Source organism: Wolbachia endosymbiont of Anurida maritima (assembly GCF_042182995.1).
Classification (GTDB): domain Bacteria; phylum Pseudomonadota; class Alphaproteobacteria; order Rickettsiales; family Anaplasmataceae; genus Wolbachia.
This window is the reverse complement of the sequence record NZ_CP102058.1, coordinates 680,603-697,716: the sequence shown is the minus strand read 5'-3', so window position 1 is coordinate 697,716 and position 17,114 is coordinate 680,603. Positions and strand designations below refer to the sequence as shown.

17 protein-coding genes and 2 pseudogenes are annotated in these 17,114 nt (G+C 33.8%); 6 read left to right on the top strand and 13 right to left on the bottom strand.

The window, feature by feature from the left end; all coding sequences use genetic code 11:
* Positions 1 to 6 precede the first annotated feature (6 nt).
* Positions 7 to 4,128 carry an ankyrin repeat domain-containing protein gene (locus NOX90_RS03845; RefSeq protein ID WP_375603613.1) on the bottom strand — a complete coding sequence of 1,374 codons (4,122 nt, stop codon included), beginning with the start codon at positions 4,126 to 4,128 and terminating at the stop codon, positions 7 to 9.
* 65 nt (positions 4,129 to 4,193) lie between these two features.
* Positions 4,194 to 4,340: a hypothetical protein gene (locus tag NOX90_RS03840; RefSeq protein WP_375603612.1), complete on the bottom strand. Its 147-nt coding sequence runs from the start codon at positions 4,338 to 4,340 to the stop codon at positions 4,194 to 4,196.
* Between the two features lie 446 nt (positions 4,341 to 4,786).
* On the opposite strand from NOX90_RS03840, the pseudogene NOX90_RS03835 reads away from it, so the two are divergent.
* Positions 4,787 to 4,897: pseudogene (locus NOX90_RS03835) on the top strand (IS5/IS1182 family transposase); the annotation flags it as partial.
* Positions 4,898 to 4,922: 25 nt separating this feature from the next.
* Entirely contained in the window at positions 4,923 to 5,060 is a 138-nt protein-coding gene (locus NOX90_RS03830; protein WP_375603611.1) for a hypothetical protein, read from the top strand.
* A gap of 27 nt (positions 5,061 to 5,087) precedes the next feature.
* Here the strand turns inward: NOX90_RS03830 and NOX90_RS03825 are convergent, their stop codons facing one another.
* From NOX90_RS03825 to NOX90_RS03815, 3 genes are all read right to left on the bottom strand, one after another.
* Complete coding sequence (locus NOX90_RS03825; RefSeq protein WP_375603610.1) at positions 5,088 to 5,522, bottom strand: NUDIX hydrolase; 435 nt, start codon at positions 5,520 to 5,522, stop codon at positions 5,088 to 5,090.
* A gap of 232 nt (positions 5,523 to 5,754) precedes the next feature.
* Entirely contained in the window at positions 5,755 to 5,916 is a 162-nt protein-coding gene (locus tag NOX90_RS03820; RefSeq protein ID WP_375603609.1) for a hypothetical protein, read from the bottom strand.
* A 243-nt stretch (positions 5,917 to 6,159) separates the two neighbouring features.
* Complete coding sequence (locus NOX90_RS03815) at positions 6,160 to 7,032, bottom strand: ankyrin repeat domain-containing protein (RefSeq protein WP_375603608.1); 873 nt, start codon at positions 7,030 to 7,032, stop codon at positions 6,160 to 6,162.
* A gap of 728 nt (positions 7,033 to 7,760) precedes the next feature.
* Between NOX90_RS03815 and NOX90_RS03810 the strand changes: the two genes are divergently transcribed.
* Positions 7,761 to 8,930 (top strand): IS4 family transposase, encoded by a 1,170-nt coding sequence (locus NOX90_RS03810; protein WP_253303197.1) that lies wholly within the window; start codon positions 7,761 to 7,763, stop codon positions 8,928 to 8,930.
* Positions 8,931 to 8,954: 24 nt separating this feature from the next.
* Complete coding sequence (locus NOX90_RS03805; protein WP_375603607.1) at positions 8,955 to 9,902, top strand: IS5 family transposase; 948 nt, start codon at positions 8,955 to 8,957, stop codon at positions 9,900 to 9,902.
* Here NOX90_RS03805 and NOX90_RS03800 read toward each other — a convergent pair.
* On the bottom strand, positions 9,837 to 10,145 hold the full coding sequence (locus tag NOX90_RS03800; protein ID WP_375604599.1) for a JAB domain-containing protein: 309 nt from the start codon (positions 10,143 to 10,145) through the stop codon (positions 9,837 to 9,839). The genes NOX90_RS03805 and NOX90_RS03800 overlap by 66 nt on opposite strands.
* A gap of 30 nt (positions 10,146 to 10,175) precedes the next feature.
* Positions 10,176 to 10,463 carry a hypothetical protein gene (locus tag NOX90_RS03795; protein WP_375604564.1) on the bottom strand — a complete coding sequence of 96 codons (288 nt, stop codon included), beginning with the start codon at positions 10,461 to 10,463 and terminating at the stop codon, positions 10,176 to 10,178.
* Between the two features lie 450 nt (positions 10,464 to 10,913).
* On the opposite strand from NOX90_RS03795, the gene NOX90_RS03790 reads away from it, so the two are divergent.
* A complete protein-coding gene (locus NOX90_RS03790; protein WP_375604563.1) occupies positions 10,914 to 11,846 on the top strand; it encodes an Rpn family recombination-promoting nuclease/putative transposase in 933 nt (310 codons plus the stop codon).
* 145 nt (positions 11,847 to 11,991) lie between these two features.
* On the opposite strand, the gene NOX90_RS03785 is transcribed toward NOX90_RS03790, so the two are convergent.
* The 5 genes from NOX90_RS03785 to NOX90_RS03765 all read right to left on the bottom strand — a co-directional run bounded on the left by NOX90_RS03785 (position 11,992) and on the right by NOX90_RS03765 (position 15,302).
* Positions 11,992 to 12,993 carry a hypothetical protein gene (locus NOX90_RS03785; RefSeq protein ID WP_375604562.1) on the bottom strand — a complete coding sequence of 334 codons (1,002 nt, stop codon included), beginning with the start codon at positions 12,991 to 12,993 and terminating at the stop codon, positions 11,992 to 11,994.
* Between the two features lie 19 nt (positions 12,994 to 13,012).
* Positions 13,013 to 13,519: a hypothetical protein gene (locus tag NOX90_RS03780; protein WP_375604561.1), complete on the bottom strand. Its 507-nt coding sequence runs from the start codon at positions 13,517 to 13,519 to the stop codon at positions 13,013 to 13,015.
* Positions 13,520 to 13,661: 142 nt separating this feature from the next.
* Positions 13,662 to 14,045, bottom strand: a complete 384-nt coding sequence (locus NOX90_RS03775; RefSeq protein WP_375604573.1) for a transposase — start codon at positions 14,043 to 14,045, stop codon at positions 13,662 to 13,664.
* Between the two features lie 17 nt (positions 14,046 to 14,062).
* Entirely contained in the window at positions 14,063 to 14,428 is a 366-nt protein-coding gene (locus tag NOX90_RS03770) for a transposase (protein ID WP_375603639.1), read from the bottom strand.
* Between the two features lie 37 nt (positions 14,429 to 14,465).
* Positions 14,466 to 15,302, bottom strand: coding sequence for an IS5 family transposase (locus NOX90_RS03765; RefSeq protein ID WP_375604560.1), 837 nt, complete (start codon positions 15,300 to 15,302; stop codon positions 14,466 to 14,468).
* A gap of 100 nt (positions 15,303 to 15,402) precedes the next feature.
* On the opposite strand from NOX90_RS03765, the pseudogene NOX90_RS03760 reads away from it, so the two are divergent.
* Positions 15,403 to 15,714, top strand: a pseudogene (locus NOX90_RS03760) (transposase); the annotation flags it as partial.
* Between the two features lie 68 nt (positions 15,715 to 15,782).
* Here the strand turns inward: NOX90_RS03760 and NOX90_RS03755 are convergent.
* Positions 15,783 to 17,111 (bottom strand): hypothetical protein, encoded by a 1,329-nt coding sequence (locus tag NOX90_RS03755; protein ID WP_375604559.1) that lies wholly within the window; start codon positions 17,109 to 17,111, stop codon positions 15,783 to 15,785.
* Positions 17,112 to 17,114 lie beyond the last annotated feature (3 nt).

The window sequence follows — 17,114 nt, the reverse complement described above, 5'->3', positions numbered from 1 at the left end:
TTTAGCTTATGGTTTTAAGGGGGTCCCTATCGTTGCAGCTACAGCTTCAGCACTGCTCTTTTCAAGTGAATTTGAAGGCCCACTACAATAATATATGATTGCAGCAGCAACAAGACAACAAGCTCCAACACCTGCTGTTATTCCTACTGCTAGCAGACTAGCATCAAAAGCAAAATATGCAACCGATGCAGCAACTCCTGCAAGTATTCCAGCTACTGCTAACGTCCATGTAGCTACGGTAGGCAACTTACTGCTTTTTGTACTTTGTGGACTATTGCTACTTTTTAGCGTAAAGTCTGGTTCTGCTGTACTTGGCAAAGGTTCTTTTTCATCAGTCACATCCATAATTAAAGGGTTTTTGCCAACAGTTGAAGAGGCTTCACTACACTCATCATCTGCTATATCTAGTGAAGACACATCATCCTCAGTAGAAGCTTCACTACGCAAATCACCAGCAATTAAAGAGACTTCATCATCTACAAACCTTTGCGGCGAAGACAAATCAAACGATGATAAAGGTGGTTCTGAACTTTGTTGATTACTTTCAGGTGCTACAGGCTCTTTAGTTATAGGCTTACTGTTAACATCTGAAGAAGCATTAGCAATATTGCTTGGATTAGCAGACTGCTTGCCGTTGATTTGAACATTACCCACTTGTCCAGAGCTTTTACTAGTTACTGGGGGCGCTGGTGCAGCAGGAACTGGAACCACCTGTGTGGTAGGTGTTGAAGATCTTGTCGCTGTAACCGCCGGTGTACTATTGCTAAGTTGAACATTAATATTATTTTGTGATACATGCACAGCAGGTGGAACAGATGGAGAAATTGACTCTTCTAGCTGCTTGGTAGTGGTTTGAGTATCATCCACTTGTCCATAATTTTCGTTAGCTACTAAAGGTGTTGGCACTGATTTTGGTTGTGGCTCTTGTTTATCACTATCACCTTCAAGCGTAGAACCATCCCTACTATTTGTTGCATCATAAAAAACTCCGTTACTTGGAGAAGCTTGTTTTTCCTCATCGCTATCAACTGATAACACGGTAGCACTTTTATTTTGAAGATCAAGATCATTCTGTGCACTGAAAGAAGCTTCTTTGTTTTGAGTACCATCTGTTCGTCCAGAGATTTCGTTAGTTGACGTAGGTACTGGATCTCCTAGAAAACTATTGCCATCATCACTTGATGAATCTTTTTCTAGCACATCATCTGGGTGCTCTTTAGACACGATTTTACCATGCTCACCATCACTCACAAGACTATCTACTTTTTCAGGTATAGTTACTGCTGCATTAGCAGAGGCTTCTGTACCTTCAACATCACCACTCACAGAACTCTGTGGTAAAAGTGGTGGTGAACCTTGTTGATCACCTTTACTTTCAGACTCTACCGGTTGAATATGAGCTTGTTTTTTCTCATCGTCAATATTAACAGGAGCTTCGTGACTACTTGTAGTAGCGCTAACATCAGTTACTGATGATACAGCAGCCTTAGCATCAGCTCTAATGCTTTCGATCTTTTTTTTAAGAAAATCTATAGTTTTTAAGAGTGCGTTTATCTGATTAATGCATTTTTGCTTCTTAGTAGGACCTGGATTGATAATGCTCTTCCCCTCCTTCTTCTTCTTTTGAATTTCAGCATTTACTTTGTTTATGATACTATTCAAAGTAGGTTCATCTTTTATATTATTCCTTTTTAGGTAATTCTCCATCTTCTCAGGACTGTAGATAGCATCCAACAATTCCTGGTCTTTCTGATTTGTGCTGTTTTTATTTCTAGACATTTTACCACTCCTATAATTATTACCTGTAGCTTCTTCTATTGAAGCCTTTACATTATTCATATTTTTACCCTCAAGAAAATCTAATATTTTTTTACGATTCTGCCTCTCAGCCTTCATTCCACCTGGATACTTCGCTATACAAACTCTTCCCTCCTCACAGTTTTTATAAACATCTCGTGCGTATTGTATGGCTTTTTCAGTTATAACAGCACCCTTACTCACAAGCAATTCTATTACTTCCAGATTACCTACTTGAATGGCTTTTTTAACTTCCTTCTTGCCAACTTCCGCTCCCTTTTTAAGAAATAACTTAACTATCTCCAAGCGATTATTTTGAATAGCTACACTTAAAGGACTCTCATCACAGCGATTTTTAGCATTAACATTCTTACCCTTCGCAAGAAGTCTTTTAGCCCTGTCAATGTTACCTTCCTTAACAGCATGATACAAAAGCCCTTCTTTGTGTAACACGTTAAGAAGGAATGATTTAGTTTCTGAAGCTACCATGCTTAAAAATGTCTCACCAGATTTATCTTTAATTGTCTCATTAGCTCCCTCTTTTAAAAGCAACCTTACTATTTCATCCTTATTGGAAGCAGCAGCATAATGTAGAGCTGTTTTGCCATCGCTATCTTGAATATCAATATTAGCACCACTTTCAACAAGCAACATTACCATTTTATTAACATTCTGAATGTCACCATAAGAGGAAACGGCATAATGTAAAGCTGTTTTGTCATTCCTATCGTGAATATTAACATTAGCGCCATTTTTAATAAGTAAGCTTACTAAATCATAATCGCCTTTTTCTACAACATAGAGCAAAAGTTTTGATGATATAGCAGGATTTCTACTCTCAGTATCTTCAAATCTATTTAGTATCGCTTTCACGCATTCCTGATTGCCAATTAACGACACCCTTTTAAGTTTTTCACATATACTACGCCAAGATAGAATAGAATCTAGTTCTTTTTCTAAATGCTCTAACAAAAATTTAATATAGCATCTCTTACCAGCACCAATAAGCAGACTATCAAGCTCTTCATCTTGCGTGAATAATATACCTTCGTGCACCCTTGCATATCTTTCCACAAGCGTATCATTAGCTGCAATGGCTAAAAGTACTAATCCTTTCACCGTAGCATTCTCTTTTCTATATATTTTTTCTATGATCACTTTACGTACGCGCTCATGATCTGTTTGTGCCGTCAAATTAAGTTCCTGTGAGCAAAAACTCTCAAAATTACCACGATTCAAGCCAGTGATAAACGTATCATTCTCCTTATCTTCTCTTATATTATTTATAACTTCGTTTAAATCATTATAATCACCATTTTTTGCTTTATTTATAATATCTACCAGTTCATCAAAGGCTAAACTTTTAGGAATGATATCAAATGAATTATCAACATCTGAATCCACTCCTGCTGGCGGATCTGCAACAAATGATTTAGGACCTTCACCAATATTTGCAACAAGAGACTCAACAACTGCGTTATCAGCATCTTCAAAATGCCTATTTATGTCACCTAGTAAACTTTTGCTACCAGCTTTGTAATCCTTTAATTGCTCAGGAATAGCAAGTGTCACCTTACCATCTTTATACTCTACCTTACCATCCTGAGATTTAAGCGTGAATTTTAGTAAGTTGTTTAACTCACATATTTTTTCCTCTGGATTGTCAAAATTTAGTACATGCATAACCTCGCTATATTCAACACTTACAAACTCTGTACTATCACAACGAATGCTTATTGTTCTTTCAAAAATCTTTGATATTAAATTATACTGAGCAAGTATAGGCTGAATTTGCTCATGCATTGCACACTCATACCCTGCCTGATTGCAATTAGTAATTAACTCTGCTAGTATATTGTCACTTGGAACATCTGCTTCAACATGTTTAAACATTCCTGTAAAAACTTGCTTAGCAAACGTGCGGTAATCTTCGTTTCCATTTGAAATCAAATGATTGTTCTTGTTACACAATCCGGAAACACACTTCTTATCTATTGTTTTTCCATTGATTACAAAATTCATTCTTTTTAGGTCAAGTTGTGCTTGCTTGCCAGAATTTGCATGCTTGTTATTCTCACCTGCCTTTACCTTACTGAGCAAAGATTGTGTTAGCTGAAATTCTGATCTAGTCGCTCCGTTAGTACTCTGTTCTTCTTCAGCCTCTGAACAATTACCTGAATCTTCAGAATGGCAACGCTCTTTAATTTCTTCTTTTTCTAAAATCTCGCATTCTTCTTCAGCGCCTGAATCTCTAGAATCCGATTTTTTTAAAATTTTACTTGATCGACTCTGCTCCTGTGATACAAAGTCTCTAAAACCTGGACCAAACATGTTTTACCCCTAATTAATAACTAAACTAAGTATAGCATTAAACAGAAATCTTGCCAAGCAAATCATTAATTCCTTGAAAATAGGCTATCATTATCATCCATCTCTCCGCCTTTCAAGATGCAAGTAATATTTTCTGAATGAGCATTTTTAGGCAAAATATTGGAATAACTAGTAGCAACAACAATTTGATTATTTACTTTCCCCAAAAACACAAAAATAGTACCTACCTTTGTGAGAATACGTTGTGTAAAAAACGGGGTTATGAAAATAAAAGCGTGAAATTGTTGCAACAAAGCTGGATACGTTAGTTCGTATGTAAATGTGGTGAAAGTAGGCTAGTATAGCTGATTTTACGATATAGCAGAATTACTATATAGAAAAGTTCGAACGGTACAAGCGGTAGACCAACGCATCCCAAAGAAACTTGTTCACACGCTTGCTGGTTTTGGGCGCTGGAAGTGGGTAGTTTAGTTAAGTTATTAGCAGTATATATTGATGAATTAATAACAATTTATTTGGAAGTAACAGAAGGATTTATGATAATTTTCTATTTTAAAATGAAATTCTTCTTATTAGTGCTGTCCTTATTTGTAAAAGACATTCCTGACTTTTCCGCCACCTTTTTCTGGATAAGGTCAAAAAGTAATAGTTGAAAATGTTATTGAAGAGATTTAAAATGACTGCAGATCGATATAGAAATAGACGAAGGCGTTTTGGTTTGCGGTTCGATATTATTGCCTGTTTTTACAACCTTGAATTGATTTCTTAGGTTATGCAAGAAGTCTATTGTTCCTATGAAACAATTTGTGTCACCGCTTGATAACATTGGTGGAACTTTCCATCCAGACATTTATTATCAAGGTGATTTTTTAGATACAGAAGGGGTACAAAAATGGTTTCTTTCTGAGGTTTTAAATAAAGATAACCTATAAATTGAGTTATAAAATTTATGAAAATCATTACCAACCCACTTCACTGAGAATAATTCCATTTTCAAAGCACTCTATTCCTTGTTTCATATATTGAACAATGTTATCTGGAAGATTACTGATATTAAAAAAAAGTAATTCTCTACACTTATTTGGCTCCATATTCTTTATCTCACCGTGCCATTTACAACACTTAAAGAAGAAATCAATGTAGTCTGGTTTGTGAGGATAGTGAATTATAGACGTAAAATTTAAATCACTTTTTTTTATGTCAATTCCCAACTCTTCTTTAGCCTCTCTTATCATGGCAGATGTAACAGATTCCTCTGGCTCAAGATGTCCAGCTATCAATCCATAACAATTTTCACTCAATTCAGTATTATGCCTTAGTGAAAGCAGCACCGAATTTTCTTTTATTAATAGAAGATTTACAGATATATGAACCTTGTGACGGTTATTATTCATGAGTAACTCCTTATCGACATTTGACAACTGTATTAATATATGTAAATAACATGCATGCTGCATTAATTATTCATATTTTACCTATTACCAAGTCTCGGTCCATCATCATCCAGATGTGCAGTTCATAGGCTTGTTAATTTGGCAAAAATGGAATGAAATCCTTCTGGTGATAAGTTTGCATTCGGTATTTCCAACCAATTCGGATATAGTATTTTTTGATATTTACTTATTCTTAAATTGACCTTATATTGGCTGATTTAAATGGAGAGTAAAAAATGGTTAATAAAAAGATATTAGCATTAACATCCGCTCCATTTCTTACTAGGAATTTTGCTCCGTTGTTTAAGTTATTATTTTGAACTGCATCAAATAATTGTTCTGTTGCTTGATTCATGACCCACACCTATAAACATATTATTTAAGTATATTTTAATTTGGTCTAGCAAGTAAAGCATCATATTTAGCTTACACTACAACAGCAGGCTTAGAGCTACAGCACTCAGGGGTCAGGACATTTGTAAGCGCAGTCCATGTGCTTATGTCTGGGTCCTTCATTTTCTTTTTATTGACATCTGCCTCGAGCTTTGCAATACCAAGGCCGATTAATGCGCCAACAACAGGAGCAAGAACTAATGTGCTAATAGCAGCAGTCATAGAGGCTGCTATGACGAGATATGCTAGTGCTGTAGTTATTACCAACAAATGCTCCAAGGAGAGAATAACATGAATCATATGTAACATAATCTAGAGGAGTTTTTCCAAGACTGTCTTTAGCGTTAACATCCGCTCCGTGTTTTACTAAAAGCCGTACTGCGTCGATATCACCCTTTTTTGCAGCCAAGTGTAAAGGTGTAGATCCATATTTATTTTTAATATTAATTTCAGCTCCCTTTTCTATGAGAAGTTGCGCTATGTCTGTGCTATAACTGTCAATAGCACAGTGTAGAGGAGTATTTCCATCGTTATCTGTAATGTTAACGTTGTTACATTTGCCTATCAGAAGTTGTGCTATGTCTCTATTAAGATGTTCTGCTATGTATCTATCAGGATTACGATAACGATAAAGATTCTTATGAAAAATATCAGCATCAACCTCGGCGCCATTTTTTATTAGAAATTTTATTATATCTTCACGCGAATTAACTATTCCTGACATAGCTAAGTATAGAGGAGTCCACCCATTATCATCTCGGGCATTAACATCAGCTTTGTGTGTTACTAGAATCTTTATTATCTCCATATTACCATGCTTCATAGCATAGTGTAAAGGAGTTTGTTTCACTCGACTAGCGTTAGGATTAGCTCCCTTTCCTATTAGAAAAATAACTACATCTGTATAGCCATTGAGTGTAGCATAGTGTAGAGGAGTATATCCATATTCATCTATGACATTAACATTAACATCACTACCACTTTCTACAAGATATTTTACACTATCTAAGTCACCTCTCTTAACAACAGTAAACAGCAGCCTATTTAATTTATCATTCTTTTTTAATTTATCATTCATTTTCAACCTCACAATTCATTAATTATTTTAAGTTTAACATATACTTTCAAGAAAATCAACATTATTAAATTTTTAAGAATAGATCTGCTGCGAATCAGGAAGGAAAAGTTTAGAGTATGAGGTTAGGAAAAAGCATTAAACCCGAATTCTGGATTAAGGATAAAAAAGAGCAAGAATATCAATAACTTATAATTTTAGCATTTACGATAGAAAAATTAATGGGCACCTAAATTTAAGCAGCAGGCACCTTAAAACTACCAATCAATTCAGTAAAATTCAAGAATTTCAATGACTTAGCCGTATGATGCATGTAATAAACTGTCATTTTTAAATTTGATCAGACTTAGTTAAAAAGTCAAGATTTTCAATAATTTACCTAAAATCTAATCCATAATTCGCGTTTTAGAGTAGCACAAGAGACCAACCCATCCCAAAAAAATACTTCTCACAACCTTCGGTTTCGGTTGCTGGAAATGGTTGTGTTATTTAAATTCTTAATAATAGATTTTATTGAATTAATAATAATTTATTTGGAAATAACAGAGAAATTTGTGATAGTTTTGTACTCCAACATGGCTTTGTTGCATAGCGAGTAGAGATAGGAGAAAAAAAGAGAGAAAATTAAAAAAGAAGTGGTTACTCTATTGAAAAATGAATGCTTTAGGGAGTGTATGCATAAGTGTTGAAAGTAACACAAAAAAGACATAAAGAACTATTATTGCAAGAAAATGGAGGCAATAATGGATCAAATAGAAAGAGTACTAAATTTAATAAAAGATGAGGATTTAGAAAGGCTAGGAAAATTAAGTGAAGTAGATAAATGTAATACTAAATTGTTGGGCAAGATTATATTTAAAGGTCTAATGAAGTTAATATTAATGGGGCAAAAAACAAGCCTAAGAGCGCTAGAAATGGTAATAAACAGGTGTATAATGGATAAGAATAGCGATAAAAGTACAGTAACATACAGTGGTTTGTCAAAAAGGTTAAAAGTTATAAATCCAGAATATTTTAAGGGAGTATATATTGATTTGATGAGCAAGATTAAAAAGCTATTACCCCAAAAAACATCAAATAACTTACATAAGTTTGATTCGACGATCATAAATTTATCGGGATATCTCATAAAAGATGGGCTAAAAATAGGCGGTAAAAGTAACGACAGTCAAGTTAAAGTGAGTGTAGGATTAAAGGATCAATTGCCGACAAGTATAAGATTTTGTAAAGGACAAGAAGAAAGTAGTGAAGATATAGCATTAGTGAGAGCAATTAATGAAGCTAAAGTTGAAAAAGAGGATATTTTATTATTTGATAGAGGAATCAGAAAAGTTGGAACTTTTGCCGAATTTGATGAAAAGGAGTACAAATTTATCACAAGAGTTAAAGTGGGAAGAAAACATGATGTTATAAGCAGGAACAAAGTTATAAGAGAACAAAAATCGGATGGATCAGAGATTTTAGAAGATATAATAGTTAATCTTTATCGTGCACGAGGTAAAGTGGCAGAAAAGCATGATCTACGGCTAATAAAAATCAGAAATAAAATTGGAGATGAAATATGGTTTTTGACAAACTTGTTTGAAATGCCAGCTTATGAAGTAACAGAGCTATATAGGCGCAGATGGGATATAGAAGTGTTCTTTAAATTTATAAAGCAAAATCTTGGATATAAGCACTTTTTAAGCCATACTATGAATGGCATGAAGGTGTATATTTACATGATTATTATTACGGCTTTGTTATTTCTTGTTTATAAAATCAAAAATAATCTACATGGGTTCAAAATAGCATTACTGCAATTCACATTGGATCTAAATGACTCTTTTATACGTTCGATTGTTTTACTGTCGGGAGGTAATTTACATGCCGTTGATCATCTCATATCACGTTATTTTTGATACTTTCAACACTTATGGGAGTGTATGCCACAGAAAATGAAAGTCAGTAACAATAACGAGTATAATCAATTTTTAGAAAAAAGAGGAAATGTCTTTCATTTCATTGATGAAGCTATAGAAAACTGGTATGAAATTTCAGAAAAGGTTGCAGGTGGAAATAACATTTACAGCGATAAAGTTGTCATTGCAATACATATAATTGTTAATCTATTTAGAATAGGTTTAAGGCAAGCAGTTGGATTCATAAAAGGATATTTAGAAGGTATAGGGAAGAATCTGCAAGTGATGAGCTATTCACAGGCTTGTCGCCGACTAAACAAACTTAATTTGAAACTGTGTGATCACAGAACAGATAAAAATGATATGGAGAATATTGAAATTGCTATAGATAGTACAGTAATCCATATTTATAGCAACAGCACTCAACATAACAAAGATAATGCCAAGATAAGGAAATATAATGGTAGAAATCAAGCAAGAAAGCTACATGTTGCTTTAGATATAAACAGTAAAAAGGCAATAACAACTCGATATACTAATTTCCTTTCACATGATAGCGTATCAGCATCGGAAATACTAAAAGAAATAGGTGATATCTATAAGATTAAGTCTCTTCGTGCAGATGGAGCTTATGATACAGCAAATTTATATAAGTTATGCAATAAGTATAATTTAAAACCCATAATAAAGCCGAGAAAAAATGCAAAAATCTACAATGATATAGATCATTTATCGGAACGAAATAAGAACATCAATATAAGAAAAGCATACAATTTAAGTCAGTGGAAAAAGAAGACAAGGTATGGAACACGATCACGTATTGAGAGTTTTTTCTTTAGGGTTAAAAAAACATTTGGATTTAGTTTTAAGAATAAATCCAAAATAAATCGTTCTCAAGAGATGATCTTAAAATGCTACTTGATTAACAAATTTACTGATATCGGTATGCCTATTTTCGAATTTGCCTCGTAAATCCCTTACATCACACCTTCTCATTGGTAGCCATGCAACAAAGCCCCCAGGGTGGTTATGTGACATTATTATGAATGTTGCATTTTTTATTAATGCTTTTCTTGTAATTTCCTTTATGTATACTGGTGCTTTTTCCATTTCACCAATATAGGATTCTTCTCCGATTAGCTGGCGCCTGTTATTCAAGTACAGTATTTTTTTACACATTCCCTTTCTGAGTGGCCTATACTTACGTTTAAGTATTCTACTAGCCCTTTTAAGTCCATTATTGGCTCACCCTTGAGCTTTTCTCTCAGCACCCTTTCTTAGTGTTTCCTTAACGCACATAATCATTGCTAATGCAGAATCAGTTACCCCTTCTATAGTTTTTAAATCATCCATTTCTCGGCCTAAAATCCTTCCTACTCCTGCATAGGTATTCACCAGATTTTTAGCAATTTCTTGAGCCTGCGGCCTTTCATGTACTGCACTTAGAAACGTTTCCATTATTTCACGATCAAGTAGTGCTTTGCCTTTGCTTTCTAATATTCTGAATTCGATTTCTTCTTTACTTTTATTCATATAATTTACCTTTCACTAACAACAAACTTTTTTTATATATTTACTGCTGTTTTTTTATCAGCATTGGCATAAAGCCATAGCTTTTGGGTGAAGTCAAATCAATTTCTCAATCTTTTTTATTTATTTTTTTATGAGATAGTAAAGATATTAATAGTTGCTAGTTTCTTTAAACGATGTCGTCGTATTTTTATACACCAATTTGATGTCTCCTACAGCTTCAAACTCATCGCATCTATTTGCTGGCCTTTTAAGATATTTTACAGCAGGGTTGATAAAAGATGTACAAAAATTGGACGTTTAAAGCAGAGGATGCTATTCTAGGATGATCTCTGACAGCCGTTTTTTTCTCTAACATACCCAAAGTTTAAAAAAATAAGATTTAAACACAAAAGAGTTGAATATTTCTTCAGAATTGTGTATAATTATTAATGCTTTTTTGGTTTATCTCTTATGGCTCTTTCGAAGTTTCTTGACGCACGAAATGATTGCGCCTTCAAGAGAATATTTGGTACTGAGAGGAATAAAGACATCCTCATTCATTTCCTCAACGATATTTTAGGCTTTACTGGACTAGCTGCAATTCAGGACGTTCAATTTTTAGCTACCATTTTGGATCCTGAGATTGCCGCTAAAAAGCAGAGTATTGTCGATGTTCTTTGTAAGGACTCTCAAGGCTCAAGATACATTATAGAGATGCAGTTCACTAAAACTAAAGGCTTTGAAAAGCGTGCTCAATATTATGCTGCTAAAGCCTATTCAAGTCAAGCAGATCAAGGTGATGATTATCATAACCTCAAGGAAATAATCTTTATAGCTGTTGCTGATTGCATTATTTTTCCAGATAAGGCTGAGTACAAATCTAATCATGTCATCTTAGATAAGAATAGCTTTGAACATGACTTGAAGGATTTTTACTTCGTATTTATAGAGTTACCAAAATTTACAAAAACGAAAGAAGATCAATTAGAAAATATAGTAGAAAAATGGTGTTATTTTTTTCGATATGCAGCAGAAACAAACGAAGAAGACCTAGATAAAATAGTTGGTAGTGACGCAATAATAAAACGAGCTTATGAAGAGATGAATAAGTTTAATTGGTCAGAAGAAGAGTTACTAGCATATGAACAAATGAAAAAACGCATAATGGATGAGATAGCTGCTTTTGCTCAAAAGTTTGATGAGGGTCTTAAGGTTGGACACGAAAAAGGCAGAGAAGAAGGCATCCAAATCGGACATGAAAAAGGCAGAGAAGAGGGCGAAAAACAGGCTAAAATTGCTGTGGCTAAAAATTCACTTAAGGCCGGTGTCTCTATAGATGTTATCGCTAAAATTACCGGCCTTTCCCATAATGAAATTGCACAACTTAAGGAAGAAACTTTCTAGTTCACTACCTTCTTTCTGGCATTGCCTGCAATGAATACATCATCTAACCTAATTCTAGGTCCAGGTAAACCTAAGTTTTGCTGTTCTTTTATATTATCCGTATTCTCATAATATAATAAAAAATATTAACCACATCCCCAAACTATTACCTATACCATGTAATATCTCCTCTTTTTACTCCAACTTTTAATCCTAAAGTTTCAGCTTGAGTTTTGCTAATATGACATGAGCCTTTTGGCATTTTATTATCTTTATATGAATGTGGTTGCTGATCTTTTACTTTCGTTATGCATCTTGTTATCATATTCACTGCAAATAGTGTACTTGGTATATCAACCTGTGCTGTAACTTGCGTTAAAGGTGCTCTTGATTGAAAATTACCTGATTGAGAATAAGAATTTTGCTGTTTTTGATTTGCATTTCCTATCATTTTTCTACTTTCATTACTGATTCTTTCACACCATTTATGCGTCCCTCCTATCATCATTTGATTGCTATTATGTAATTGATGACTAAATTGTTTTTGAGTTGCCATATGATGCTTTCTTTCACTAATTTCAGGTTGTTTTCTGCCAATATGAGTATTGTTGATAGAGGAGGTCTGTTTATTATTTGACCACTGCTGTTTTTCAGTGCTTATAACCTTAGATTGATTAATATTTCTAATCTGGTTGCACTTTGCAACATCTACTACTTCTTTACGTTGTTGTTTCTCTTGCTTGCCGTGTTTTTTACTATGGATATCAATAGTTTTATGCTTCTGCTTACGATTTGATCTATCATATTGTTCCATATATTCAAAATCTATATCTTGTATTCGATCATAGTTTTCATAGTACTCTGGACTTTCAGCATTACTACTTAAGTTTTCTGGTTGCTCAGCAGTACTTCTATACAATCCATTTATTATATTTGATACTAACTCTCCGCTTTTTTCTTTTACCCAATTAACTAGATTATTCATTGGATTAGAAACCCTTTTTGCTGAACTTGCCATATTTTCTTCATTAACTGCACGACGGCCGCGTTGACGTTCTGTAGCATTCTGGCCTGCTTGCCTGCTATGTTCATGCCTATGCTTGTGCCTTATCTCATGAGTTTCATTAACTTCCGAGCTAATATTTGCGCTCCTTGTATGATTAAACACATCGTTGTAAACTTGATCTTTATGTTCTTTTTTTCACAACCTCAATATCTCTTGCAGCGCTTGTTTGTTCCTGATGATCTATTAAGATCATTTCTTTATCATTAAATTTTATATCTAATGTCTGCATTTTTGCTTCTTGGTAGAATCCCTTCAGAGAAATAGTACAGAGTTTGTTATCCGTTAAATTACGATCAAAAGCATTAGTGATCATCAAGTCATTCCCTGAACGAGCAAAAGTGTAGTTACCTATTTCTTTTGACACTACTATCTTGTTTCCTTCTTCTATATCCTGAGGCCTTATGACAATAATATTTTTATCACTTTCATTAAACACCAAAGGTAGTGGCTTCAATTCAAATTCTTCAATCTTCATAGGTATATTATCTATAACCACATGCAACCTTTCATACCAGTTGGTTACTAATGCATACTTTAACTTTACTCTTACTATACTTTGATTTCCCTCAGCCGGCTTTGTTGCATGGCTACCAATGAGAAGGTGTGATGTAAGGGATTTACGAGGCAAATTCGAAAATAGGCATACCGATATCAGTAAATTTGTTAATCAAGTAGCATTTTAAGATCATCTCTTGAGAACGATTTATTTCGGATTTATTCTTAAAACTAAATCCAAATGTTTTTTTAACCCTTAGAGCATGTCTTCAAACTCAAGAATGAGCTAATTTGTGAAGCATAATAGTGATCATATTAAAAAAGATGTTATTTTTTGAAGTGAGAGGAGAATGCTCATAATCCTTACTCATACGTCTAAAATTGGAGAGCCAAGCAAAGGTTCTCTCAACAATCCAACGTTTAGGAATAACCTGAAATCCTGTATCAACTACTTTCTTGGTAATCGTCAACAAACATCCAGTTTCCAATAAACAGCGGTTTTGCAATTTACCTGTATATCCTTGATCAGCAAAAAACTTACGTAATGTTGGAGCTTTGCATTTGGCTTGAACAAAAAGATTTAGTGCACCATCACGATCTTGAATGCTTGCACTGTGTACTTCAGCAGCAATTACAAGACCTAGAGTATCTACAACGATGTGGCGTTTTCTACCCTTTACTTTCTTGCCAGCATCATATCCTCTGGATCCCCTTTTTGAGTGGTTTTTACTGATTGACTGTCAATTATTCCTACTGATGGAGTTTCATTCTTACCAATTATCTTTCTTAGTTTTTTAACTAGAAAATCATGAATTTCTTGCCATATTCCACTTTTTTTTAAACGCGAATTACAACTATACACGGTTTTCCATGGTGGAAAATTCTTAGGTAGTTGTCTCCATTGACAGCCTGTTCTCATCACATACCTTATTGCATCGATAATCGTTCTGATACTGTGTTTTCTTGGTCTGCCGGTCTTTTTAGGTTCAAAATATTGCTCTATCATCTTCCATTCTTTGTCACTTATATCGCTTGGGTACATTTAAAATATATCTTATAACACACTTCTTAACTCCTTTCTACTTAGTTTGAAGACATGCTCTAAAGAAAAAACTCTCAATACGTGATCGTGTTCCATACCTTGTCTTCTTTTTCCACTGACTTAAATTGTATGCTTTTCTTATATTGATGTTCTTATTTCGTTCCGATAAATGATCTATATCATTGTAGATTTTTGCATTTTTTCTCGGCTTTATTATGGGTTTTAAATTATACTTATTGCATAACTTATATAAATTTGCTGTATCATAAGCTCCATCTGCACGAAGAGACTTAATCTTATAGATATCACCTATTTCTTTTAGTATTTCCGATGCTGATACGCTATCATGTGAAAGGAAATTAGTATATCGAGTTGTTATTGCCTTTTTACTGTTTATATCTAAAGCAACATGTAGCTTTCTTGCTTGATTTCTACCATTATATTTCCTTATCTTGGCATTATCTTTGTTATGTTGAGTGCTGTTGCTATAAATATGGATTACTGTACTATCTATAGCAATTTCAATATTCTCCATATCATTTTTATCTGTTCTGTGATCACACAGTTTCAAATTAAGTTTGTTTAGTCGGCGACAAGCCTGTGAATAGCTCATCACTTGCAGATTCTTCCCTATACCTTCTAAATATCCTTTTATGAATCCAACTGCTTGCCTTAAACCTATTCTAAATAGATTAACAATTATATGTATTGCAATGACAACTTTATCGCTGTAAATGTTATTTCCACCTGCAACCTTTTCTGAAATTTCATACCAGTTTTCTATAGCTTCATCAATGAAATGAAAGACATTTCCTCTTTTTTCTAAAAATTGATTATACTCGTTATTGTTACTGACTTTCATTTTCTGTGGCATACACTCCCTAAAGCATTCATTTTTCAATAGAGTAACCACTTCTTTTTTAATTTTCTCTCTCTTTTTTTCTCCTATCTCTACTCGCTATGCAACAAAGCCTGAAGAGATGAATAAGTTTAATTGGTCAGAAGAAGAGTTACTAGCATATGAACAAATGAAAAAACGCATAATGGATGAGATAGCTGCTTTTGCTCAAAAGTTTGATGAGGGTCTTAAGGTTGGGGAAGAAAGAGGCATCCAAATCGGACATGAAAAAGGCAGAGAAGAGGGTATTCAAATCGGTGAAGAGAAGGGCGAAAAACAGGCTAAAATAGCAGTTGCTAAGGAAATGCTTGCTGATAAAATGGATATTAATACTATTGCCAAATTTACTGGATTGCCAGTCAGTGAAATTGAAAAGCTTCAAAAATAAAACACTATTCATGATCTTGAGACCTTGTTTTTGCTGGTTGTTCAATTGCTGTACATCTAAATATGTGATTAAAATAACTCTTGAGGAGTAGTATGGAGAGTTATATTGTCATTTTCTATTTCATCGTTTCCTGTAAGGTAAAATTCGCTATTTGCATCTGTTGCTGTGTATTTTTTATTAATTTTAGAAGGATCATAAACACCATACTCTGCTTTTGTATGGTAATCACAATACTGAAACTTACCCTCTTTATTGAAAGAGCTAGATTCATCAATTAATGTAGCCATTTTCCTACCTTTTTTACCACTTATGAATTCGAACACGGCAACTGAATAGTGACCTGGAGAGCCTGGTTCAGGAGATTCTTCTGTAATAAAAAATGATGGCCGATGGCTAAGTAACTCGCCAAGATTTGGGTTATATTCTTTTTTCATACAACTTAAACTTATGAATTTATATTCGTCTGAAACGTTTGAATACTGTGGATCGTATCTTTTATATTCAAAGAATTCATTACCTAAAAAATTACAAAACGTTAATTTATAATCATCATTACTAAATTTAACAACTTTTAAATAGTGAAAATCCCTTGGGATAACTACCTTCTCTTGTGTAACATGATTACGCATGACCAATTGATCATCGAACATATAGTAACCTATTTTTGGTAAAGTAGCTATGGGCTTACCATTTAAAGCAATATTTGCTTCATAGATATCATCCGATAACTCTTTCCCTTTTTGCAAAGTGAATTTATGCTTTTCGTTGTTAGTCTTGTTTAAACTGCCTATTATTGTTGATACATCACTTATTGTTAATACATCACATTCATTTTTTGTGTATTGATACTTATAGCAGCTGCCATCTCCACACACTGGAAGATACTTTTCTTCTTTGTCTATATAGATATAATCATCTTCTATTGTAACACAAAGTTCACCTTTTTCCTCTTTTTTAATCTTGTTGAGTACTGGATCATTTTCATCATTAAAATTAATAGAGTTTAGTGCTCCGGTTAATGGGTTTCCAGAATTATAAAGCGATAAACCGACACCAAAATCTGTATCCGTTGTGTTCTGCAATGTGACGCTTATTGTTTTTCCTCCTTGAAGTTTGTTTACAATAGCATCTTTATCTTTACCTATAATAGCTTCTTGTTCTATAACAAAGTCCTGGCCATTTAATTTCAGAGCTGAGCCCCCTTCATATAAAACTACTTTATCGTTTTCCCACTTTAATTTTACATTACGAGTACCCTTTATTTCCACCGTACCATTATTGTGTGAATCGATAGTATACCCGCTGGCATTTTTCTTTAATCTGTAATACGCAGTAGGAAGTTTCATCAGCTTTTTATAGAGCGGATCTTTATTATCTATTTTAAATTTATTTCCCATACT